At 33.5% G+C, this 18,885-nt stretch carries 33 protein-coding genes and 1 riboswitch; of the genes, 30 read left to right on the plus strand and 3 right to left on the minus strand.

The genetic code is table 11. The annotated features are described in order from the left end of the window. Nucleotides 1-79: 79 nt before the first annotated feature. The 3 genes from GSH19_RS01000 to GSH19_RS07235 all read right to left on the minus strand — a co-directional run bounded on the left by GSH19_RS01000 (nt 80) and on the right by GSH19_RS07235 (nt 2,786). On the minus strand, nt 80-1,357 hold the full coding sequence (locus tag GSH19_RS01000; RefSeq protein WP_237026044.1) for a nucleobase:cation symporter-2 family protein: 1,278 nt from the start codon (nt 1,355-1,357) through the stop codon (nt 80-82). A 2-nt stretch (nt 1,358-1,359) separates the two neighbouring features. After that, nucleotides 1,360-1,938, minus strand: coding sequence for a xanthine phosphoribosyltransferase (locus GSH19_RS01005; protein WP_237026045.1), 579 nt, complete (start codon nt 1,936-1,938; stop codon nt 1,360-1,362). Nucleotides 1,939-1,994: 56 nt separating this feature from the next. After that, nucleotides 1,995-2,090, minus strand: a riboswitch (purine riboswitch). Nucleotides 2,091-2,108: 18 nt separating this feature from the next. Then, nucleotides 2,109-2,786: an A24 family peptidase gene (locus GSH19_RS07235; protein WP_370636114.1), complete on the minus strand. Its 678-nt coding sequence runs from the start codon at nt 2,784-2,786 to the stop codon at nt 2,109-2,111. Between the two features lie 236 nt (nt 2,787-3,022). Between GSH19_RS07235 and rpsL the strand changes: the two genes are divergently transcribed. The 30 genes from rpsL to rpsK all read left to right on the plus strand — a co-directional run bounded on the left by rpsL (nt 3,023) and on the right by rpsK (nt 18,883). Further along, the gene (rpsL, locus tag GSH19_RS01015) at nt 3,023-3,436 is read left to right on the plus strand and encodes a 30S ribosomal protein S12 (RefSeq protein WP_237026047.1); all 414 of its coding nucleotides are present in this window, start codon (nt 3,023-3,025) and stop codon (nt 3,434-3,436) included. A gap of 28 nt (nt 3,437-3,464) precedes the next feature. Then, nucleotides 3,465-3,935, plus strand: a complete 471-nt coding sequence (gene rpsG / locus GSH19_RS01020) for a 30S ribosomal protein S7 (RefSeq protein WP_237026048.1) — start codon at nt 3,465-3,467, stop codon at nt 3,933-3,935. A gap of 99 nt (nt 3,936-4,034) precedes the next feature. Beyond that, on the plus strand, nt 4,035-6,134 hold the full coding sequence (gene fusA, locus GSH19_RS01025) for an elongation factor G (protein ID WP_237026049.1): 2,100 nt from the start codon (nt 4,035-4,037) through the stop codon (nt 6,132-6,134). 304 nt (nt 6,135-6,438) lie between these two features. Further along, nucleotides 6,439-6,747 (plus strand): 30S ribosomal protein S10, encoded by a 309-nt coding sequence (gene rpsJ / locus GSH19_RS01030; protein ID WP_237026050.1) that lies wholly within the window; start codon nt 6,439-6,441, stop codon nt 6,745-6,747. 30 nt (nt 6,748-6,777) lie between these two features. Next, nucleotides 6,778-7,413 (plus strand): 50S ribosomal protein L3, encoded by a 636-nt coding sequence (gene rplC, locus GSH19_RS01035; RefSeq protein ID WP_237026051.1) that lies wholly within the window; start codon nt 6,778-6,780, stop codon nt 7,411-7,413. A gap of 17 nt (nt 7,414-7,430) precedes the next feature. Next, nucleotides 7,431-8,054, plus strand: coding sequence for a 50S ribosomal protein L4 (rplD, locus tag GSH19_RS01040; protein ID WP_237026052.1), 624 nt, complete (start codon nt 7,431-7,433; stop codon nt 8,052-8,054). After that, nucleotides 8,054-8,341, plus strand: a complete 288-nt coding sequence (gene rplW / locus GSH19_RS01045) for a 50S ribosomal protein L23 (RefSeq protein ID WP_237026053.1) — start codon at nt 8,054-8,056, stop codon at nt 8,339-8,341. The genes rplD and rplW overlap by 1 nt, the downstream gene beginning before the upstream one ends. A 22-nt stretch (nt 8,342-8,363) precedes the next feature. Continuing rightward, on the plus strand, nt 8,364-9,203 hold the full coding sequence (gene rplB / locus GSH19_RS01050; protein WP_237026054.1) for a 50S ribosomal protein L2: 840 nt from the start codon (nt 8,364-8,366) through the stop codon (nt 9,201-9,203). 47 nt (nt 9,204-9,250) lie between these two features. Further along, a complete protein-coding gene (gene rpsS, locus GSH19_RS01055) occupies nt 9,251-9,526 on the plus strand; it encodes a 30S ribosomal protein S19 (RefSeq protein ID WP_237026055.1) in 276 nt (91 codons plus the stop codon). A 16-nt stretch (nt 9,527-9,542) separates the two neighbouring features. Beyond that, a complete protein-coding gene (gene rplV, locus GSH19_RS01060) occupies nt 9,543-9,890 on the plus strand; it encodes a 50S ribosomal protein L22 (protein ID WP_237026056.1) in 348 nt (115 codons plus the stop codon). Between the two features lie 21 nt (nt 9,891-9,911). Continuing rightward, complete coding sequence (gene rpsC / locus GSH19_RS01065) at nt 9,912-10,577, plus strand: 30S ribosomal protein S3 (RefSeq protein WP_237026057.1); 666 nt, start codon at nt 9,912-9,914, stop codon at nt 10,575-10,577. A gap of 2 nt (nt 10,578-10,579) precedes the next feature. After that, nucleotides 10,580-11,014 (plus strand): 50S ribosomal protein L16, encoded by a 435-nt coding sequence (gene rplP, locus GSH19_RS01070; protein ID WP_237026058.1) that lies wholly within the window; start codon nt 10,580-10,582, stop codon nt 11,012-11,014. Further along, a complete protein-coding gene (gene rpmC, locus GSH19_RS01075; protein ID WP_237026059.1) occupies nt 11,004-11,198 on the plus strand; it encodes a 50S ribosomal protein L29 in 195 nt (64 codons plus the stop codon). Before rplP ends, rpmC begins: the two co-directional genes overlap by 11 nt. A gap of 29 nt (nt 11,199-11,227) precedes the next feature. Beyond that, the gene (rpsQ, locus tag GSH19_RS01080) at nt 11,228-11,494 is read left to right on the plus strand and encodes a 30S ribosomal protein S17 (RefSeq protein WP_237026060.1); all 267 of its coding nucleotides are present in this window, start codon (nt 11,228-11,230) and stop codon (nt 11,492-11,494) included. Nucleotides 11,495-11,547: 53 nt separating this feature from the next. Beyond that, complete coding sequence (rplN, locus tag GSH19_RS01085; protein ID WP_237026061.1) at nt 11,548-11,916, plus strand: 50S ribosomal protein L14; 369 nt, start codon at nt 11,548-11,550, stop codon at nt 11,914-11,916. A gap of 31 nt (nt 11,917-11,947) precedes the next feature. Next, nucleotides 11,948-12,256 carry a 50S ribosomal protein L24 gene (rplX, locus tag GSH19_RS01090; protein WP_237026062.1) on the plus strand — a complete coding sequence of 103 codons (309 nt, stop codon included), beginning with the start codon at nt 11,948-11,950 and terminating at the stop codon, nt 12,254-12,256. Nucleotides 12,257-12,284: 28 nt separating this feature from the next. After that, nucleotides 12,285-12,827 (plus strand): 50S ribosomal protein L5, encoded by a 543-nt coding sequence (gene rplE / locus GSH19_RS01095; protein WP_237026063.1) that lies wholly within the window; start codon nt 12,285-12,287, stop codon nt 12,825-12,827. Nucleotides 12,828-12,848: 21 nt separating this feature from the next. After that, a complete protein-coding gene (locus GSH19_RS01100) occupies nt 12,849-13,034 on the plus strand; it encodes a type Z 30S ribosomal protein S14 (RefSeq protein ID WP_237026064.1) in 186 nt (61 codons plus the stop codon). Nucleotides 13,035-13,063: 29 nt separating this feature from the next. Next, complete coding sequence (rpsH, locus tag GSH19_RS01105) at nt 13,064-13,462, plus strand: 30S ribosomal protein S8 (protein ID WP_237026065.1); 399 nt, start codon at nt 13,064-13,066, stop codon at nt 13,460-13,462. 28 nt (nt 13,463-13,490) lie between these two features. After that, entirely contained in the window at nt 13,491-14,030 is a 540-nt protein-coding gene (gene rplF, locus GSH19_RS01110) for a 50S ribosomal protein L6 (protein ID WP_237026066.1), read from the plus strand. A gap of 22 nt (nt 14,031-14,052) precedes the next feature. After that, a complete protein-coding gene (gene rplR, locus GSH19_RS01115) occupies nt 14,053-14,415 on the plus strand; it encodes a 50S ribosomal protein L18 (RefSeq protein ID WP_370636115.1) in 363 nt (120 codons plus the stop codon). Nucleotides 14,416-14,434: 19 nt separating this feature from the next. Beyond that, nucleotides 14,435-14,938: a 30S ribosomal protein S5 gene (gene rpsE / locus GSH19_RS01120; protein WP_237026068.1), complete on the plus strand. Its 504-nt coding sequence runs from the start codon at nt 14,435-14,437 to the stop codon at nt 14,936-14,938. Between the two features lie 18 nt (nt 14,939-14,956). After that, the gene (rpmD, locus tag GSH19_RS01125; RefSeq protein WP_237026069.1) at nt 14,957-15,139 is read left to right on the plus strand and encodes a 50S ribosomal protein L30; all 183 of its coding nucleotides are present in this window, start codon (nt 14,957-14,959) and stop codon (nt 15,137-15,139) included. Nucleotides 15,140-15,171: 32 nt separating this feature from the next. After that, nucleotides 15,172-15,606: a 50S ribosomal protein L15 gene (gene rplO / locus GSH19_RS01130; protein ID WP_237026070.1), complete on the plus strand. Its 435-nt coding sequence runs from the start codon at nt 15,172-15,174 to the stop codon at nt 15,604-15,606. Continuing rightward, nucleotides 15,606-16,919, plus strand: coding sequence for a preprotein translocase subunit SecY (secY, locus tag GSH19_RS01135; RefSeq protein WP_237026071.1), 1,314 nt, complete (start codon nt 15,606-15,608; stop codon nt 16,917-16,919). Before rplO ends, secY begins: the two co-directional genes overlap by 1 nt. 21 nt (nt 16,920-16,940) lie before the next feature. Further along, nucleotides 16,941-17,603, plus strand: coding sequence for an adenylate kinase (locus tag GSH19_RS01140; RefSeq protein ID WP_237026072.1), 663 nt, complete (start codon nt 16,941-16,943; stop codon nt 17,601-17,603). Between the two features lie 100 nt (nt 17,604-17,703). Beyond that, nucleotides 17,704-17,922: a translation initiation factor IF-1 gene (infA, locus tag GSH19_RS01145; protein WP_237026073.1), complete on the plus strand. Its 219-nt coding sequence runs from the start codon at nt 17,704-17,706 to the stop codon at nt 17,920-17,922. Nucleotides 17,923-17,958: 36 nt separating this feature from the next. Further along, nucleotides 17,959-18,078: a 50S ribosomal protein L36 gene (gene rpmJ, locus GSH19_RS01150; protein ID WP_237026074.1), complete on the plus strand. Its 120-nt coding sequence runs from the start codon at nt 17,959-17,961 to the stop codon at nt 18,076-18,078. Between the two features lie 25 nt (nt 18,079-18,103). Then, nucleotides 18,104-18,466, plus strand: coding sequence for a 30S ribosomal protein S13 (rpsM, locus tag GSH19_RS01155; protein WP_237026075.1), 363 nt, complete (start codon nt 18,104-18,106; stop codon nt 18,464-18,466). Between the two features lie 27 nt (nt 18,467-18,493). Further along, entirely contained in the window at nt 18,494-18,883 is a 390-nt protein-coding gene (rpsK, locus tag GSH19_RS01160; RefSeq protein ID WP_237026076.1) for a 30S ribosomal protein S11, read from the plus strand. Nucleotides 18,884-18,885 lie beyond the last annotated feature (2 nt).

Genomic DNA, 18,885 nt, shown 5'->3' on the forward strand with positions numbered 1-18,885 from the left:
TTATATATTTAAATAGAAAAAGCAATTTTTCGATTAAGTATCAAAAAATTGCTTTGAATAAATTATAGTACAATCAACTTTACTCTTTTTTAATACCATTAAATATTAAATTCAAGATTGCTGATGTAAAACTGGCGATAACAATTCCGTTTCCAAAAAATAATTGAAATGAAGTCGGTAGTTGAGAAAAAATATTAGGATAAATTGTAACTCCTAAGCCTAATCCAATTGATAAAGCAACAGTTAATAAATTTCCATCATTTGAAAAATCAATTTTTGAAAGCATTTTTATGCCTTGAACACTAATCATTGTAAACATTACTAACATTGCTCCACCCAGTACTGGAGTAGGTATAATTGTTGCAACAGCTCCAGCCTTTGGTAATAAACCGAGGACAACTAAGAATCCTGCTGAAAAATATAATGGTTTTTTACTTTTAATTCCTGATATTTCCATAAGGCCAATATTTTGAGAAAATGTAGTATAAGGAAAAGTGTTGAATAATCCTCCAAATATTTGAGCTAAACCTTCAGAACGATATCCTCGTTTTAAATCACTAGATGATAATTTAGTTTTAGTTAAATCGCTAATAGCGAAATAAACACCTGTTGATTCAACTAAAGAAACAATTGCAATAATTATCATAGTCAAAGATGAAGACCATTCAAATTTAGGAGTACCAAAATAAAATAATTGCGGTAAATGAATCCATTTAGCTTCTGAAATTGGAGATAGATTTACCATTCCAAAAATGTTAGAAGAAAGTGTTCCTACTAAAATTCCAATTAAAACTGCAATAGATTTGATGAATTTTTTAGCAAATCTTTGTACTAAAATAATAGTTAAAATAGTTATGAATCCTAATAATAAATTGGTTGGATTACCAAAGTTATTACTATTTGAATTACCGCCACCAATATTTTGAATTGCAACTGGAACTAGAGTTAAACCAATTACAGTTATTAACGATCCCGTAACAACACTTGGGAATAATATTCTTATTTTTGAAAATACACCTGATATTAATAGGACGAAAATTCCAGCAACTATAATTGCTCCATACATTGTATTAATGTCGAAATTTTTTCCAATCATTTTTAATGGTTCGACAGCTTGTACTGCACATCCTAGAATAACAGGTAATCCAATACCAAAATACTTATTTTTGAATAATTGTAAAAAGGTTGCAATTCCACACATGAAGATGTCAATTGAAATTAAATAAGTCATTTGTTCTTGAGTAAAATTCAATGCAGTACCAATTAATAAAGGAACTGCAACAGCACCAGAGTACATTGCAAGTAAATGTTGTAAACCGAGAATAGAATTTTGAAAAATATTACTATTTTTATTCATTTTTAATCATTCTCCATAAATGTGCATTTACCGTTTTCTAAAGATTTAATTCGTGCTAATGATTCAACTTCATAACCATTATCATTTAACCATTTTCTTCCAGGTTGAAATGATTTTTCAATAACAATTCCAATACCAGAAATATTAGCTTTAGCTTCATTAACGATTTTGATTACGCCTTTAGTAGCCTCACCATTAGCTAGAAAGTCATCGATAATTAAAATATTATCGTCTTGATCAATAAAATTCTTATCGATTGAAATTTTATTATTGGCGGTTTTTGTAAATGAGAATACATCTGCTTCATACATTGGTTCATTTAAAGTAGCTGACTTATTCTTTCTTGCAAATACAACTGGAACATTTAAAGCTAATCCGGTTGTTAGTGCAGGAGCAATTCCTGATGTTTCAACAGTAATAATTCTAGTAATGTTTTTATCTTTAAATTTTCTTGCAAATTCTTTACCAATTTCATTCATTAAATTTGGATCGATTTGATGGTTCAAAAAGGAATTAACCTTTAAAATATCGTCTGATATAATTTTTCCATCTTGCTTAATTCTGTCTTCTAATAATTTCATAATAGGGCTCCTTAATTAAAAAAACATCTCTTCACTTGATTGAAAGTAAAAAGATGTTTTTCATTCTTTTTACTTATAGACCGAAATTAAGGTTTCGGGTAGATACAGCTGACCGATTACAGCCTTATATAAGTAGTTTTATTATTTTTAAATTTAACATTTTTTTAAGGCTAATACAATGAAAATTTTAGATAAGAAAGCACTAAAAATACGATAGTTCCGAAGTATATAAAAGGAATGAATGGAATAATACGTAATTTATTATTTAAAAGGAGATATATTAAAGCAGACAAAGAGCTAATAAATATGATAATTGAAGCGTTTAATAAATTAAAAATAAGAATAAGAACTATAATTAAATCAATATCACCATTACCTATTTTATTATCTAAAAATCCTAGCTTAGATATCAGTAAACCAATGATGCAAGTAATTAATACTTCCAAATAATTAAAGTTAGTATTAATTATTGCTATTATTATTAATAACCAACTAAATTGGCATGGGAATCTTTTGGTTAATATATCTGAAATACTTATTAAATGTAAAATGGTAGTTACTGAAAAAAATAGAATATTTTCTGTCATATAAAAAATTAAAGTATTTATTCCATAAATAAATTCAAATAATGGAAAGTATGATGGAATTTTTATTTTACAATTTAAACACTTTCCCCTAAGCAAGATATAGCTTAAAATCGGAACTAAACAATATTCAGGTATTTGTTGATTACAGCCTAAGCATTTCGACCTTTCAAATATAAACGATTCTTTTCTGATTATTCTTTCAACCATTAAATTGAGAAAGGAACCAATTACAGTTCCAATTATAAAAATATAAATTATCATTATTGATTATCCTCCAAATGATAAATACGAAAAATAGGCAAGTAAGATTGACACTTTTAATGAACGGTGTTATGATTTTTAAAGTGCTTTGAAACAGGTTACCAATGTAACAATCATGCTGATTGTTTATGAAGTACAAATGGATGAATACACATCCGGTTTTTTTATACAAAAAAATGAACCACCTGGATGTGTGGACTTAAAATTTGAAAATATATGAAAGGAGGACTTTTTAGATGCCTACTATTAACCAATTAGTTCGTAAAGGTCGTAAATCTATAAGTTCTAAATCAAAATCCCCAGCCTTAGGCTATGGATATAACAGTTACAAGAAAAAACCAACTAGTAACGCTGCTCCTCAAAAACGTGGAGTTGCAACTCGTGTTGGAACAATGACCCCTAAAAAGCCTAACTCAGCTTTACGTAAATATGCTCGTGTTCGTTTATCAAACTTAATCGAAGTAACAGCATATATTCCAGGTATCGGTCATAACTTACAAGAACATAGTGTTGTTCTAGTTCGTGGTGGTCGTGTTAAGGATTTACCTGGAGTTAGATATCACGTTGTTCGTGGTGCTCTAGATACTGCTGGTGTTAGTGACCGTCGTCGTGGTCGTTCAAAATATGGTACTAAGAAACCTAAGAAATAATAAATAAGCTTAAGAGGAGGATCTTTTAATGCCTAGAAAAGGAAAAATTCAACAAAGAGAAATTCTTCCTGATCCTATCTACAATTCAAAGTTAGTTTCTAAACTAATTAACCACTTGATGTTAGATGGTAAAAGAGGAACTGCATCACAAATTTTATATGGTGCATTTGATATGGTTAAGGAACAAACTGGTAATGATCCAGTTGAAGTATTTGAAGAAGCAATGAACAACATTATGCCTGTACTTGAAGTTAAGGCTCGTCGTGTTGGTGGATCTAACTACCAAGTTCCAATCGAAGTACGTCCTGGTAGAAGAACTACTTTAGGTCTACGTTGGATCGTTAGTTACTCACGTTCACGTGGTGAACACACAATGACTGAACGTCTTGCAAAAGAAATTATTGATGCTTCAAACAATACTGGTTCAGCTGTTAAGAAACGTGAAGATACACATAAAATGGCAGAAGCTAACCGTGCATTTGCACATTATCGTTGGTAATCTACTGTTAAAAAAGCAGACTAATAATTACTTATTGATAGGTGGCTAAATATTTAGCCACCTTTTTAAAAGAAAGTTATCGAGGGGAGATAAACTTATATGGCTAACAAGCGTGCATTTCCGCTAGAAAAAACCAGAAATATTGGTATTATGGCTCATATTGACGCTGGTAAAACTACTACTACTGAACGTATCTTGTATTATACTGGTAAAATTCATAAAATTGGTGAAACTCATGATGGTGGTTCACAAATGGATTGGATGGAAGAAGAACAAGAACGTGGAATTACAATCACATCAGCTGCAACTACTGCTGAATGGAAGGGTGATCGAGTAAACATTATCGATACTCCAGGACACGTGGACTTTACTGTTGAAGTTGAACGTTCACTTCGTGTTCTTGATGGTGCAATTGCAGTTTTAGATGCTCAAGCTGGTGTAGAACCACAAACTGAAACTGTTTGGCGTCAAGCTTCTGATTACTCAGTTCCTAGAATTGTTTTTGTTAACAAAATGGATAAGTTAGGTGCTAACTTTGATTATTCTGTTCAAACAATTAAAGATCGTTTAGGTGCAAATGCACAACCTGTTCAAATGACAATGGGTGCAGAAGATAACTTTATCGGATTAATCGATTTAATCGAAATGAAAGCTAATGTTTATGATGAAGATAAACTTGGTGAAGCTTGGGATATCATTGATATTCCAGACGATTACAAAGAAGAAGCTGAAAAACGTCATAATGCATTAATTGAAGCTGTTGCTGATACTGATGATGATATTATGGAAAAATTCTTAGGTGAAGAAGAAATTACCACTGATGAATTAAAAACAGCAATCCGTAAAGCTACCCTAAATCTTGAATTCTACCCAGTATTTGGTGGTACAGCATTTAAGAATAAAGGTGTTCAATTATTAATGGATGGTGTTCATGATTACTTACCATCTCCATTAGATGTTCGTCCTTACAAGGCTACTGATCCTGAAACTGAAGAAGAAATCGAATTAAGAGCTGATGATAGCAAACCATTTGCTGCCTTAGCATTTAAAATTGCAACTGATCCATATGTAGGTCGTTTGACATTTATTCGTGTTTACCGTGGTACTTTGGCTTCTGGTTCATATGTATTGAACTCAACAAAAGACAAACGTGAACGTGTAGGTCGTTTATTACAAATGCATTCAAACCATAGACAAGAAATCCCAGAAGTATTTTCTGGTGATATCGCAGCTGCAATTGGTTTGAAGAATACTACTACTGGTGATTCACTAACTGATACTGATCATCCTCTTAACTTGGAATCAATGGAATTCCCAGAACCAGTTATTCAAGTAGCAGTTGAACCAAAAACAAAAGCTGACCAAGATAAAATGAATGTTGCTTTACAAAAACTTTCTGAAGAAGACCCAACTTTTAAAGCTGAAACTGATAAAGAAACTGGTGAAACAATTATTGCCGGTATGGGAGAACTTCATTTAGATATTATTATTGAACGTATGAAGCGTGAATTTAATGTTGTTGCATCTATTGGTGCTCCTCAAGTTTCATATCGTGAAGCATTTACAAAAACTGTTGATGCTGAAGGTAAGTTTGTTCGTCAATCTGGTGGTAAAGGTCAATATGGACATGTTTGGGTTGAATTCTCACCTAATGAAGAAGGTGCCGGATTTGAATTCGAAGATGCAATTGTTGGAGGAGTTGTTCCTAGAGAATACATTCCATCAGTTGAACAAGGGCTAAAAGAAGCTATGGAAAATGGTGTTCTTGCTGGATATCCATTAATTGATATTAAAGCTAAATTATATGATGGTAGTTACCATGATGTCGATTCCTCTGAAGCTGCTTACAAAATTGCTGCATCAATGGCTCTTAAAGCAGCTGCTAAAAAAGCAGCAGCAGTTATTCTTGAACCATTAATGAAAGTTGAAATTGTTGTTCCTGAAGAATACATGGGTGATGTTATGGGACAAGTTACTGCTCGTCGTGGACGTGTTGATGGTATGGAAAATCGTGCTAATGCTCAATTGATTAATGCATATGTTCCATTATCAGAAATGTTCGGTTATGCAACTGAATTACGTTCAGCTTCCCAAGGTAGAGGTACATTTACAATGACATTTGATCATTACGAACCAGTACCAAAATCAATTCAAGAAGATATCATCAAGAAAAACGGTGGTAATTCAACAGAAGAATAAAAAATATTTTTTAGTAGATGATTGTTAAAAAAACAGTCATCTATTTTTTTGTTATTTTATATAAAATGCTTTATAAAACTAAAAATTTTTTATATTATATTTTTAGATAAAACCCTTGAAATTAAAGGTTCTATCTAGTATTATAAAATAGTACTTGTTTTTAGGGACTAGTATATCTACTTTAAAACGTACAGACAGCTGCGATGTGAAAGGTTGCGACACACCCGGCCGCTTTGCCATGTGGGTGCGGCGGTAATTTTCACGGAGTTAGTCATATTTTAAAAATTGACGAGGAGGGAACACAATGGCAAAACAAAAAATTCGAATTCGCTTGAAAGCTTACGAACACCGTATTTTGGACCAAGCTGCAGAAAAAATTGTTGAAACAGCAAAAAGAACTGGTGCTACAATTTCTGGTCCAATTCCATTGCCTACAGATCGTGCATTATACACTGTCTTGGCATCACCATTTAAATACAGTAAGACACAAGAACAATTTGAAATGTTAACACACAAACGTTTAATTGATATTTTGAATCCAACACCAAAGACTGTTGATTCATTAATGAAATTAGATTTACCAAGTGGTGTTGATATCGAAATTAAATTATAATTATAAATACACAATATCGGAGGTGTACTCATGACTAGAAAAGGAATCTTAGGTAAAAAAGTCGGTATGACTCAAGTGTTTACTGAAAACGGTGAATTAGTTCCCGTTACAGTTGTTGATGTAACTCCAAACGTTATTACTCAAGTTAAGAATAATGATGTTGATGGTTACGAAGCAATTCAGTTAGGATTTGACGAAAAACGCGCTGTTTTAAGTAACAAGCCAGAACAAGGTCATGTTAAAAAAGCAAATACTACTCCTAAGCGCTTCATCAGAGAAATCAAGGATGTCGACTTAGGTGAATATAATGTTGGTGACGAAATCAAAGCTGATATATTTGAAGCTGGAGACATCGTTGACGTAACTGGAAAAACAAAAGGTCATGGATACCAAGGTAACATCAAAAAAGATAACCAAAGTAGAGGACCCGAAACTCATGGTTCAAGATACCATCGCCGTCCAGGTAGTTTAGGTATTATTATTAACCGTGTTGTAAAAGGTATGAAATTACCAGGAAGAATGGGTAACAATCGTGTTACTATTCAAAACCTTGAAATTGTAAAAGCTGACGTTGAAAACAATGTTCTTTTAATTAAAGGGAATGTTCCTGGTGCTAATAAGACTTTAGTAACAGTTAAAAATGCTGTAAGTACATTAAACAAATAAGAAAGGAGGAACCATAAATGACAAGCGTTAAATTATTCAAACAAGACGGTAGTCAAAACGGAACTGTTGAATTAAATGATACAATTTTTTCAATCGAACCTAATGACAACGTTGTATATGATACTGTTGTGATGCAAAGAGCTTCACAACGTCAAGGAACTGTTGGAGTTAAAACCAGAGGAAATGTTCGTGGTGGTGGTAAAAAGCCATGGCGTCAAAAAGGAACTGGTCGTGCTCGTCAAGGTTCTACAAGATCACCTCAATGGGTTGGTGGTGGAACAGTATTTGGACCAGTTTCACGTTCATATGCTTACCATTTGCCTAAAAAAGTTACACGTTTAGCTGTTAAATCAGTTTTAAGTGAAAAAGTAAGTTCTGATAAATTTGTTGTTGTTGATGATATCAATTTTGATGCACCAAAAACAAAATCTTTTTCAGAAATGCTTTCTAAATTAGACGTAACAACTAAAACACTAGTAGTTTTAGAAGATAAAAACAGTTTTGCTGCTCTTTCTGCACGTAATCTTGAAAATGTTCAAGTAATCGATGCTAAGGGTGTAAATACACTTGATGTAATGAACAGTGATAAGGTTGTTATTACTAAAGCTGCTCTTTCTCAAGTAGAGGAGGTGCTCGTATAATGGAAGCACGCGAAATAATTTTACGTCCCGTTATTACAGAAGCTTCAACTGATGTAATGGATGACAAAAAATATACATTTGATGTTGATGTTCGAGCAACTAAAACTCAAGTTAAAAAAGCAATTGAAGAAATTTTTGATGTTGAAGTTGTAAAAGTTAACATTATGAATGTTAAAGGAAAATTAAAGAGACAAGGTAGATATGTTGGACGTACAAAGAAACGTCGTAAAGCAATCGTTAAATTGTCAGCTGAATCTAACGAAATTAAATTATTTTCAGAAGAATAAACTAGTATAGGAGGGAAATACCGTGGCTTTAAGAAAGTATAAACCAACGACAAATGGTCGTCGTAATATGACTAGTGCAGACTACAGTCAAATTACTACTAACAAGCCTGAAAAATCTTTACTGGAAGCAAATCCTTATAAAGCTGGTAGAAATAACTCAGGTCGTATGACTGTTCGCCATCGTGGTGGTGGAAACAAACATAAATATCGTGTTATCGATTTTAAACGTAATAAGGATAATGTTCCTGCAAAGGTTACTACTATTGAATATGATCCAAACAGATCAGCAAATATTGCTTTAGTTGTATATGAAGATGGTATCAAATCATATATCATTGCTCCTAAAGGATTAAAAGTTGGAGATGTTATTGAATCTGGTTCAGATGTAGATATTAAAGTTGGTAACACATTACCAATTAAAGATATTCCAGTTGGAACAACTATTCATAATATTGAATTAAAACCTGGTAAGGGTGCACAACTTGTTCGTTCAGCTGGTGCATCAGCTCAATTATTAGGTAATGAAGGTAAATATTCATTAGTTAAACTTACATCTGGTGAAGTTAGAATGATTCTTTCAGTTAACCGTGCAACTATTGGTGTTGTTGGTAACGAAGAATATTCTTTAATTAACTGGGGTAAAGCTGGTAGAACTCGTTACCGTGGTCAACGTCCTCATGTTCGTGGATCTGTAATGAATCCTAATGATCACCCTCATGGTGGTGGTGAAGGTAAAGCTCCAGTTGGTTACCCATCTCCATTATCTCCTTGGCATAAGAAAACTAATGGTAAGAAGACACGTTCTAAGAAGGCTCGTTCAGACAAGTTTATTGTACGTCGTCGTAAGACTTCTAAGAGATAATCAATTAATTAAAAACTAATCATTTTAATCGAAGAGGAGGTTTCAAAATGAGTCGTAGTTTGAAAAAGGGACCTTTTGCTGATCAATCTTTATTAAAAAAGATTGATGCTCAAAAAGATTCAGAAAAAAAATCAGTAATTAAGACATGGTCACGTAGATCAACAATTTTCCCAAGTTTTATCGGATTTACAATTGCTGTTTACAATGGTAGAAATCACGTTCCAGTTTATGTTCAAGAAGATATGGTTGGTCATAAATTAGGTGAATTTGTACCAACTCGTACTTTCCATGGTCACGGTAGTGACGATAAGAAAACTAAATAAGCAAGGAGGATAACTAATGGCTGAACAAGTTACATCAGCAAAAGCTACTGCTAAAACTGTTCGTATTGCTTCTAGAAAGGTCCGCCTTGTTGTTGATCTTATTAGAAACAAAAATGTGGCTGAAGCACAAGCAATCTTGAAGTTCACTCCAAGAGGTGCATCACCAGTAGTTGAAAAAGTTTTAATGTCAGCTGTAGCAAATGCAGAAAATAATTTCGATTTAGATCGTCAAGATTTAGTTGTTAGTGAAGTATTTGTAGATGAAGGACCAACTTTAAAACGTTTCCGTCCTCGTGCAAAAGGTTCTGCTTCACCAATTAATAAACGTACTAGTCATATTACTGTCGTAGTATCAGAAAAATAAAATTAACAGGAGGGATCTAACGTGGGTCAAAAAATTAATCCTAACGGTTTACGAGTTGGTGTAATTCGTGACTGGGAAGCAAAATGGTTTGCAAATAACGATAAATTCGCTTCTTTCTTACATGAAGATATTAAAATCCGTAAATACGTTGCAAAGAGACTCGCTGACGCTTCCGTTTCATCAATTGATATTGAACGTGCTGCAAAGCGTGTAAATGTTTCAATTAATACTGCTAAACCAGGAATGGTTATCGGTAAAGGTGGAGCAGAAGTTGAAAGTCTTCGTAAAGAATTAAATAAACTAACAGGTAGAAGAGTACACATTAACATTGTGGAAATTAAAAAACCTGATCTTGAAGCAAATCTTGTTGGTGAAAACATTGCTAAACAATTAGAAGGCCGTGTAGCTTTCCGTCGTGCAATGCGTCAAGCAATGACAAGAGTTATGCGTTCAGGAGCAAAAGGTGTTAAAACACAATCATCTGGTCGTTTAAACGGTGCTGATATGTCACGTGTTGAAAGCTATTCAGATGGAAGTGTTCCATTGCACACATTAAGAGCTGATATTGATTACTCATGGAATGAAGCAAATACTCAATACGGTCAAATCGGTGTAAAAACATGGATTTATCGTGGTGAAATTCTTCCAGGAGAAACAAAAGAAAAAGCTGAAGAAGGAGGGAAATAAGCATGTTAGTACCAAAACGTGTTAAGTACCGTCGTCAACATCGTGGTAAATTACGTGGTCACTCAAAAGGTGGAAACGAAATTACATTCGGTAATTGGGGACTTCAAGCTGTTGAATCACATTGGATTACCAATAGACAAATTGAAGCTTGTCGTATCACAATGAACCGTTACATGAAACGTGGTGGGAAAGTTTGGATTAAGATTTTCCCTCACAAATCATATACTGAAAAAGGTATTGGTGTACGTATGGGTAAAGGTAAAGGATCACCAGCTGGATGGGTATCACCTGTTAAGCGTGGAAAGATTCTTTTCGAAGTAGGTGATGTTTCTGACGAAGTTGCTCAAGAAGCTCTACGTCTTGCATCAATGAAACTCCCTATTCGTACTAAGATTATTAAACGTGAGGAAGTAGGTGGCGAATCAAATGAAGGCTAAAGAAATAAATGAATTAACCACTGACGAAATGTTTGCTAAAGAACAAGATTATAAAAAGGAATTATTTAATCTTCGTTTTCAATTAGCTACTGGTCAATTAGAAAATACTGCAAGATTAAGAACGGTTCGTAAAACAATCGCTAGAATCAAAACAGAATTAAGACAAAAAGAAATTAACAAATAAAGAATACGATGAAAAGGAGGAATTTGTATATGAGCGAAAGTCGTAATGAACGTAAAGTATACAGAGGTCGTGTAATTTCTGATAAGATGGATAAGACAATTACTGTTGTTGTTGAAACAACTAAAACTGATCCAACTTATGGTAAACGTATTAAGTATTCAAAGAAATACAAGGCTCATGATGAAAATAATACCGCTAAAATGAATGATATTGTTGAAATTATGGAAACAAGACCATTGTCAGCTACAAAACGTTTCCGTTTAGTAAAAATCGTTGAAGAAGCTGTTATTATTTAATTAGTGACGTTTTTATCGTATTCTAATTTTTTAATTGAAGGGAGGACACTGTCGTGATCCAACAAGAGAGTCGTTTGAAAGTTGCAGATAATTCTGGTGCCCGTGAACTTTTAACTATTAAAGTTTTGGGTGGATCTAGTCGTAGATATGCTGGAATTGGTGATACAATTGTTGCTACTGTTAAACAAGCAACACCAGGTGGCGTTGTCAAAAAAGGAGACGTTATTAAGGCCGTTATTGTTAGAACAAAGTCTGTTGCTCGTCGTAGTGATGGTTCATATATTCGTTTTGATGAAAATGCTGCCGTATTGGTAAATGATGATAAAAGTCCTAAAGGTACTCGTATCTTTGGACCTGTTGCTCGTGAATTGCGTGACAACAAATTTATGAAGATCGTTTCCTTAGCGCCTGAAGTACTTTAATTCTATTGGAAAATAAGGAGGTGCCAGATAAATGTTCTTAAAAACTGGTGACAAAGTTCGCGTAATTAGTGGTAAAGATAAAGGAAAAGACGGTAACGTTAAAAAGATTCTTGCTGATAAGAATCGTGTTGTTGTTGAAGGTATTAACATCATTAAAAAACATCAAAAAGCTTCACAAGCAAATCCACAAGGTGGAATTCAAAGTGTTGAAGCAGCAATTGATGCTTCAAATGTTATGTTAATTGATCCATCAACAAATGAAACAACAAGAGTTAGTTTTGAAGTTAAAGACGGCAAAAAAGTTCGTATTTCTAAGAAAACTAATAAATCAATCGATTAAGAATTAATGAAAGGAGGAAACTTAATACATGACTACTCGTTTAGAAGAAAGATATAAATCAGATATTCTTCCAGCACTTGTTGAAAAATTTAATTATTCATCTGTTATGCAAGCACCAAAGATTGAAAAAATTGTCCTAAACATGGGTGTTGGTGATGCTGTTACAAATGCAAAAAACTTGGATGAAGCTGTTCAAGAACTTACTTTGATCTCAGGTCAAAAACCATTAGTTACAAAAGCAAAGAAATCAATTGCTGGATTCCGTTTACGTGAAGGTATGCCAATTGGTGCTAAAGTAACTCTTAGAGATGAAAGAATGTATGATTTCTTAGATAAATTAGTTAATGTTGCATTACCTCGTGTTCGTGACTTTCACGGTGTAAGTAATCGTGCCTTTGATGGTCGCGGTAACTACACACTAGGTATTCGTGAACAATTAATTTTCCCTGAAATCAACTATGATGATGTTAATCGTGTTAGAGGTTTAGATGTTGTTATCGTAACAACTGCTAACAATGATGAAGAATCACATGAATTGTTATCACAATTTGGAATGCCTTTTGCTAAATAGGCTATTATAGGAGGTTTTACATTGGCTAAAAAATCATTAATTGAAAAAAGTAAGCGTACTCCAAAATTTTCATCACAAGCTTATACTCGTTGTGAAAATTGTGGTAGACCACGTGCAGTATACCAAAAATTCCATTTATGCCGAATTTGTTTAAGAAACCTTGCTCACAAGGGTCAAATTCCTGGAATGAAAAAATCTAGTTGGTAAAATAAAACAAAAAAAGGAGGGTCACGTTAATGTCTATGACAGATCCAATTGCAGATTTTCTAACTCGTGTTCGTAATGCTAACTTAGCTCGTCACGATTCTGTTGAAATTCCTGCTTCAAACATTAAACGTAATATTGCTGAAATCTTAAAGCGTGAAGGTTTTGTACGCGACGTTGAATATATTGAAGATGATAAACAAGGTGTTATTCGTTTATTCTTAAAATATAGTAACGATAATCAACGTGTTATTTCAGGTCTAAAAAGAATTTCAAAACCCGGTTTACGTTCATACGTTAAATCAGATGATGTTCCTAAAGTTTTAAATGGTTTAGGAATCGCAATTATCTCAAGTTCAAATGGTGTTATGACTGATAAAGAAGCTCGCGACAAAAAAGTCGGTGGCGAAGTATTAGCATACGTTTGGTAATTTTTTTAAAGAATCGGAGGTGTAGAAATTGAGTAGAATTGGTTATAGAACAGTAGTTTTACCAACTGATGTTGAAGTTAAACAAGATGGAAATAACGTTACTGTTAAAGGGCCTAAAGGTGAAATGACTGCTGAATTTTCTGATATGATTGCAATGAACATTGAAGGAAATGAAGTTAATTTTGAACCAACTGGTAAATATGACAATAAAATGCGTTCAATGCATGGTACTTCACGTGCTAACTTTAACAACATGGTTCAAGGTGTTTCTGAAGGATTCGGTAAAAACCTTAAATTGGTTGGAGTTGGTTATAGAACACAACTTAAAGGTAATGTTTTAGAACTTAACGTTGGTTATTCAAATCCTGTTAACGTTAACGTTCCTGAAGATTTAAAAGTTGAAGTTCCAGATACAACCAGTATTAAAATTTCAGGTATTAATAAGCAACATGTTGGAGATTTTGCTGCTAAAATCCGTGGAATTCGTTCACCAGAACCATACAAGGGTAAAGGTATTCGTTATGAAAATGAACACATTGTCCTTAAAGAAGGTAAAACTGGTAAATAATATTTAATAATAAAACATAGAGGTGACTATTTTGATTACAAAACCAGACAAAAATAAGACACGTCAAATAAGACATTCACGTGTCCGTCGTAATATTTCTGGTACTGCAGAGTGCCCACGTTTAAACGTATATCGTTCAAATAAAAACATCTACGCTCAAGTTATTGATGACGTAGCGGGTGTAACGCTAGCTAGTGCCTCAACACTTGATGTTGAAACAAATGGTAGCAAGACTGAACAAGCTGTTAAAGTTGGTTCACTTGTTGCTGAAAGAGCCAACAAGAAAAACATTAAAAATGTTGTTTTTGATCGTGGAGGATATTTATACCATGGTCGTGTTAAGGCTCTTGCAGATGCAGCTCGTGAAAATGGGCTAGAATTTTAAAAAGGAGGAACACTAAAACATGGCAAAATTTATTAATCCAGATAAATTGGAATTAGAAGATAACGTCGTTGCAATTAACCGAATTACTAAAGTTGTTAAAGGTGGACGTAGAATGCGTTTTGCTGCATTAGTAGTTGTTGGTGACAAAAATGGTCATGTAGGTTTCGGTACAGGTAAAGCTCAAGAAGTACCTGAAGCTATAAGAAAAGCAATTGACGATGCTCGTAAAAACTTAATCGAAGTTCCAATCGTTGGAACAACATTACCTCATCAAACAATTGGCCGTTTCGGTGGTGGAAAGATTCTATTGAAACCTGCTGAAGAAGGTTCTGGTGTTGCAGCTGGTGGTGCCGTTCGTTCCGTTATGGAATTAGCTGGTGTTAATGATGTTACTAGTAAACGTTTAGGTTCAGATACTCCTATTAACGTTATTAGAGCAACATTTGAAGGCTTAAAAGAAATGAAGAATGCTGAACAAGTTTCATCATTACGTGGTGTTTCTGTACAACACTTAACTGATTAATTAAGGAGGGGTTAGAAGATGGCTCAATTAAAGATAACTTTAGTTCACAGTGCTGCTCACCGTCTCCCCAAGCAACGTAAGATTGTTAAAGCGCTTGGATTAGGTAGAATTAATAGTAGTGTGATCAAACCTGATAACGAGGCAACTCGTGGAGCATTATTTAAAATTGCTCATTTAATCAAGGTTGAACAAATAGATTAATTAATAAGAAATAGATAAGGAGGTGCGATTTCATGAAATTAAACGAATTAAAATTTGCAGAAGGTTCACGTTCAGTTAGATCTCGTAAAGGTCGCGGTCGTTCTGCCGGACAAGGTAAAACTTCTGGTCGTGGTCAAAAAGGTCAAAAAGCTCGTAGCAAAACACGCTTAGGTTTTGAAGGTGGTCAAATGCCACTTTATCGTAGAATTCCAAAACGTGGTTTCACTAACTTTAATCGTAAAGAATATGCTGTAGTTAATACTGCAACTCTTAACATTTTTGACGAAGGCACTGAAGTAACACCAGAATTACTTGTTAAAAATGGTGTTATCAAAAACCTTAAATCAGGTGTTAAGATTCTTAACGAAGGAGAAATCAGTAAGAAATTAACAGTTAAGGCTCACAAATTTTCTGGTAGTGCAAAAGAAGCTATTGAAAATGCTGGCGGTAAGACTGAGGTGATCTAATGATTTCTACCTTAAAAAATGCTTTAGGACAAAAGGATATAAGACAAAAAATTCTGTATACTATTTTTATGTTGGTAATCTTCAGATTGGGTGCTTATATTACCGTTCCTGGAGTAAATGCAAAAGCATTAAATGAAGTTGCATCATCTGGTCTAGTTAATGTTCTAAATATTTTTAGTGGTGGAGGATTATCAAATTATTCCTTATTCGCCATGGGAGTTTCACCTTATATCACTGCGCAAATTGTTGTACAATTATTGAAGATGGATATCGTTCCACGTTTTGTTGAGTGGGATAAACAAGGTGAAGTTGGTAGAAAAAAATTAGATAATGTTACTAGATGGTTAGGTATTGGTTTAGCATTCGTTCAATCAATAGGTATTACTGCTGGTTTTAATCAATTGAGTAGTTTACATTTAGTTAAAAACCCTGGGGTTTCAACTTATGTAAGTATTGGATTAATTTTAACTGCAGGTACAATGTTAACCGTTTGGATGGGTGACATGATAACTTCAAAAGGTGTTGGGCAAGGAGTTTCAATGATTATCTTTGCTGGAATTGTTGCTAAAATGCCTGATGGAGTTATGAGTGTTTATAAACAATATGTTGAAGGTACTCCTGCAAATGAATTATGGAAACCTATTTTGTTTATAATCGCATTAGTTTTAGTTATTTTAATAATTGTTACGATTGTTACTTGGTTCCAACAAGCGGAAAGAAGAGTTAAAATTCAATATACTAAACGAGTTACAGGGGCACCTGAAAACAGTTATTTACCTTTGAAAATAAATGTTGCTGGTGTTATTCCCGTTATCTTTGCTAGTGCATTTATTTCTACTCCTCAAACAATATTATTGTTTTTCGCTAAAAACTCATCCTCTGCTGGATGGTACGAATTTTTACAAAAATTGTTTAATATGCAAACTCCACTTGGAGCTACATTTTATACAGTTCTTATAATTGCCTTTACTTTCTTTTATGCTTTTGTTCAAGTAAACCCTGAAAAGTTAGCTGAGAATTTACAAAAACAAGGTAGTTATATTCCAGGTGTTTGGCCTGGTAAAGGTACACAAAATTATGTTTCTAATTTACTAATGAGATTAAGTTTCGTTGGTGCTATCTTTATTGGAGTCGTTGCCTTGATTCCTTTAATTGCTCAAAGTACTTGGAACCTAAATGAATCTATAGGACTTGGTGGAACTAATTTGTTAATTATAGTTGGTGTTGCAATTCAAACTATGAGTCAAATTAGAGGTATGATGATGAAAAGAGAATACGTTGGATTTATTAATACCGATAATTCAAGTAAATAGATAAACGAAGGAGAATGTATAATGTCTGTTAATTTATTATTAATGGGTCTTCCGGGCGCAGGTAAAGGTACACAAGCAGCTAATATTGTTGATAAATATGATATACCTCATATTTCAACAGGGGATATCTTTAGAGCTGCAATTTCAAATAAAACACCAATGGGTATTGAAGCAAAGAAATATATCGATAATGGTGATTTGGTACCGGATGATGTAACTTGCGGTATTGTTGAAGATCGATTAAATCAAGCTGATACTAAAAATGGTTATTTATTAGATGGTTTTCCAAGAAATATTAATCAAGCTAACAGTTTAGAGGTAATTACTAATAAACTTGATAAAAATTTGGATGCAGTCATTGAAATAAATGTTGATCCAAAAGTTTTGGTTGAAAGACTCTCAGGAAGATTTATTTGTAAAAACTGTGGTGCAACTTATCATAAGTTATATAAAAAGCCTAAAGTTGATGGAACTTGTGATGTTTGTGGTGGACATGAATTTTATCAACGTAGTGATGATGAACCAGAAACCGTAAAAAATAGATTAGATGTTAACATCGAATTGAATGCTCCTTTAATTGATTTTTATAAAGAGCGTAATTTATTGTTTACAGTAAATGGAGATCAAGATATCGCAGCAGTTACTAAAGATATAGATAAAATTCTTTCTAATTTAGATAGTTAGTTATTGATTTTTGTCCTAATTGAACGGAATCTATTATTGTGATAGTCTATAAAATGTATATTTCGCAATTTTATTAAAAATTAAAGTTGGAGGATTGTCTGTGTCTAAAGATAATGTAATTGAAATTGAAGGTAAAATTCTTGAAACTTTACCAAATGCGATGTTTAAAGTTGAGTTAGAAAATGGTCATGAAATTTTAGCCCATGTTTCGGGTAAAATAAGAATGCATTACATCCGTATTTTACCTGGTGATAAGGTAACGGTTGAAATGTCACCATACGATTTAAGTAAAGGTAGAATTACTTATCGTTTTAAATAGGATAATAATTTTACCGTCATTTTAGGAGGTAATAAAATGAAAGTACGCCCATCAGTAAAACCAATGTGTGATAGCTGTAAAGTGGTTAAGAGAAATGGCCGTGTAATGGTTATTTGTTCTGCTAACCCTAAGCACAAACAAAGACAAGGTAAGTAATTTAAAAAAATGGAGGTGAATGTTAATGGCTCGTATTGCTGGAATTGATTTACCACGTGATAAAAGAATTGTTATTGGATTAACATACATTTATGGTGTTGGAAATACTACTGCTAAAGATGTATTAGCTAAGGCTAATGTTTCTGAAGACATTAGAGTTCGTGATTTAACACCTGATCAAGAAGATAAAATCAGAGAAGCAATTGATACTTATGTAATCGAAGGTGACTTACGTCGTCAAGTAAGCATGAGTATTAAGAACCTTCAAGAAATTGGTTCATATCGTGGAATGCGTCATCGTCGTGGTTTACCTGTTAGAGGTCAACACACTAAAAATAATGCCCGTACACGTAAAGGGAAATCAACCCCAATTACTGGTAAGAAATAATAAATAATAAAGGAGGTTATCAGTTTTATGGCTAAACCTAAAAATACTCGTAAACGTAGAGCAAGAAAGAATGTTGAAGCTGGTGTAGCTCACATTCATTCAACTTTTAATAATACTTTAGTAATGATTACCGATACTCAAGGTAATGCAATTGCTTGGTCATCAGCTGGTGCGTTAGGTTTCCGTGGAAGCCGTAAGTCAACACCATTTGCTGCTCAAATGGCATCAGAAGCTGCTTCAAAAACTGCTATGGAACATGGTATGAAGTCTGTTGAAGTTGCTGTTAAAGGTCCTGGTTCAGGTCGTGAATCAGCAATTCGTGCTTTACAAACAACTGGTTTAGAAGTAGCAGCAATTCGTGATGTTACTCCTGTACCACATAATGGTTCTCGTCCACCAAAACGTCGTAGAGTTTAATA

It is taken from the genome of Lactobacillus sp. S2-2 (assembly GCF_021698855.1).
Taxonomy (GTDB): Bacteria; Bacillota; Bacilli; order Lactobacillales; family Lactobacillaceae; genus Fructilactobacillus.

What these genes read in the sequence shown, in the direction of transcription:
- rpsK (WP_237026076.1), top strand. Translation starts at nt 18,494, where the DNA reads ATGGCTAAACCTAAAAATACTCGTAAACGTAGAGCAAGAAAGAATGTT.
- rplE (WP_237026063.1), top strand. Translation starts at nt 12,285, where the DNA reads ATGACTACTCGTTTAGAAGAAAGATATAAATCAGATATTCTTCCAGCA.
- secY (WP_237026071.1), top strand. Translation starts at nt 15,606, where the DNA reads ATGATTTCTACCTTAAAAAATGCTTTAGGACAAAAGGATATAAGACAA.
- GSH19_RS07235 (WP_370636114.1), bottom strand. Translation starts at nt 2,786, where the DNA reads ATGATAATTTATATTTTTATAATTGGAACTGTAATTGGTTCCTTTCTC.
- rpmC (WP_237026059.1), top strand. Translation starts at nt 11,004, where the DNA reads ATGAAGGCTAAAGAAATAAATGAATTAACCACTGACGAAATGTTTGCT.
- GSH19_RS01005 (WP_237026045.1), bottom strand. Translation starts at nt 1,938, where the DNA reads ATGAAATTATTAGAAGACAGAATTAAGCAAGATGGAAAAATTATATCA.
- rpsQ (WP_237026060.1), top strand. Translation starts at nt 11,228, where the DNA reads ATGAGCGAAAGTCGTAATGAACGTAAAGTATACAGAGGTCGTGTAATT.
- rplO (WP_237026070.1), top strand. Translation starts at nt 15,172, where the DNA reads ATGAAATTAAACGAATTAAAATTTGCAGAAGGTTCACGTTCAGTTAGA.
- rpmD (WP_237026069.1), top strand. Translation starts at nt 14,957, where the DNA reads ATGGCTCAATTAAAGATAACTTTAGTTCACAGTGCTGCTCACCGTCTC.
- rplX (WP_237026062.1), top strand. Translation starts at nt 11,948, where the DNA reads ATGTTCTTAAAAACTGGTGACAAAGTTCGCGTAATTAGTGGTAAAGAT.
- rpsS (WP_237026055.1), top strand. Translation starts at nt 9,251, where the DNA reads ATGAGTCGTAGTTTGAAAAAGGGACCTTTTGCTGATCAATCTTTATTA.
- GSH19_RS01140 (WP_237026072.1), top strand. Translation starts at nt 16,941, where the DNA reads ATGTCTGTTAATTTATTATTAATGGGTCTTCCGGGCGCAGGTAAAGGT.
- GSH19_RS01000 (WP_237026044.1), bottom strand. Translation starts at nt 1,357, where the DNA reads ATGAATAAAAATAGTAATATTTTTCAAAATTCTATTCTCGGTTTACAA.
- fusA (WP_237026049.1), top strand. Translation starts at nt 4,035, where the DNA reads ATGGCTAACAAGCGTGCATTTCCGCTAGAAAAAACCAGAAATATTGGT.
- rpsH (WP_237026065.1), top strand. Translation starts at nt 13,064, where the DNA reads ATGTCTATGACAGATCCAATTGCAGATTTTCTAACTCGTGTTCGTAAT.
- rpsJ (WP_237026050.1), top strand. Translation starts at nt 6,439, where the DNA reads ATGGCAAAACAAAAAATTCGAATTCGCTTGAAAGCTTACGAACACCGT.
- rpsE (WP_237026068.1), top strand. Translation starts at nt 14,435, where the DNA reads ATGGCAAAATTTATTAATCCAGATAAATTGGAATTAGAAGATAACGTC.
- rpsL (WP_237026047.1), top strand. Translation starts at nt 3,023, where the DNA reads ATGCCTACTATTAACCAATTAGTTCGTAAAGGTCGTAAATCTATAAGT.
- rplD (WP_237026052.1), top strand. Translation starts at nt 7,431, where the DNA reads ATGACAAGCGTTAAATTATTCAAACAAGACGGTAGTCAAAACGGAACT.
- rpmJ (WP_237026074.1), top strand. Translation starts at nt 17,959, where the DNA reads ATGAAAGTACGCCCATCAGTAAAACCAATGTGTGATAGCTGTAAAGTG.
- rplV (WP_237026056.1), top strand. Translation starts at nt 9,543, where the DNA reads ATGGCTGAACAAGTTACATCAGCAAAAGCTACTGCTAAAACTGTTCGT.
- rpsM (WP_237026075.1), top strand. Translation starts at nt 18,104, where the DNA reads ATGGCTCGTATTGCTGGAATTGATTTACCACGTGATAAAAGAATTGTT.
- rplP (WP_237026058.1), top strand. Translation starts at nt 10,580, where the DNA reads ATGTTAGTACCAAAACGTGTTAAGTACCGTCGTCAACATCGTGGTAAA.
- rplC (WP_237026051.1), top strand. Translation starts at nt 6,778, where the DNA reads ATGACTAGAAAAGGAATCTTAGGTAAAAAAGTCGGTATGACTCAAGTG.
- rplW (WP_237026053.1), top strand. Translation starts at nt 8,054, where the DNA reads ATGGAAGCACGCGAAATAATTTTACGTCCCGTTATTACAGAAGCTTCA.
- rpsG (WP_237026048.1), top strand. Translation starts at nt 3,465, where the DNA reads ATGCCTAGAAAAGGAAAAATTCAACAAAGAGAAATTCTTCCTGATCCT.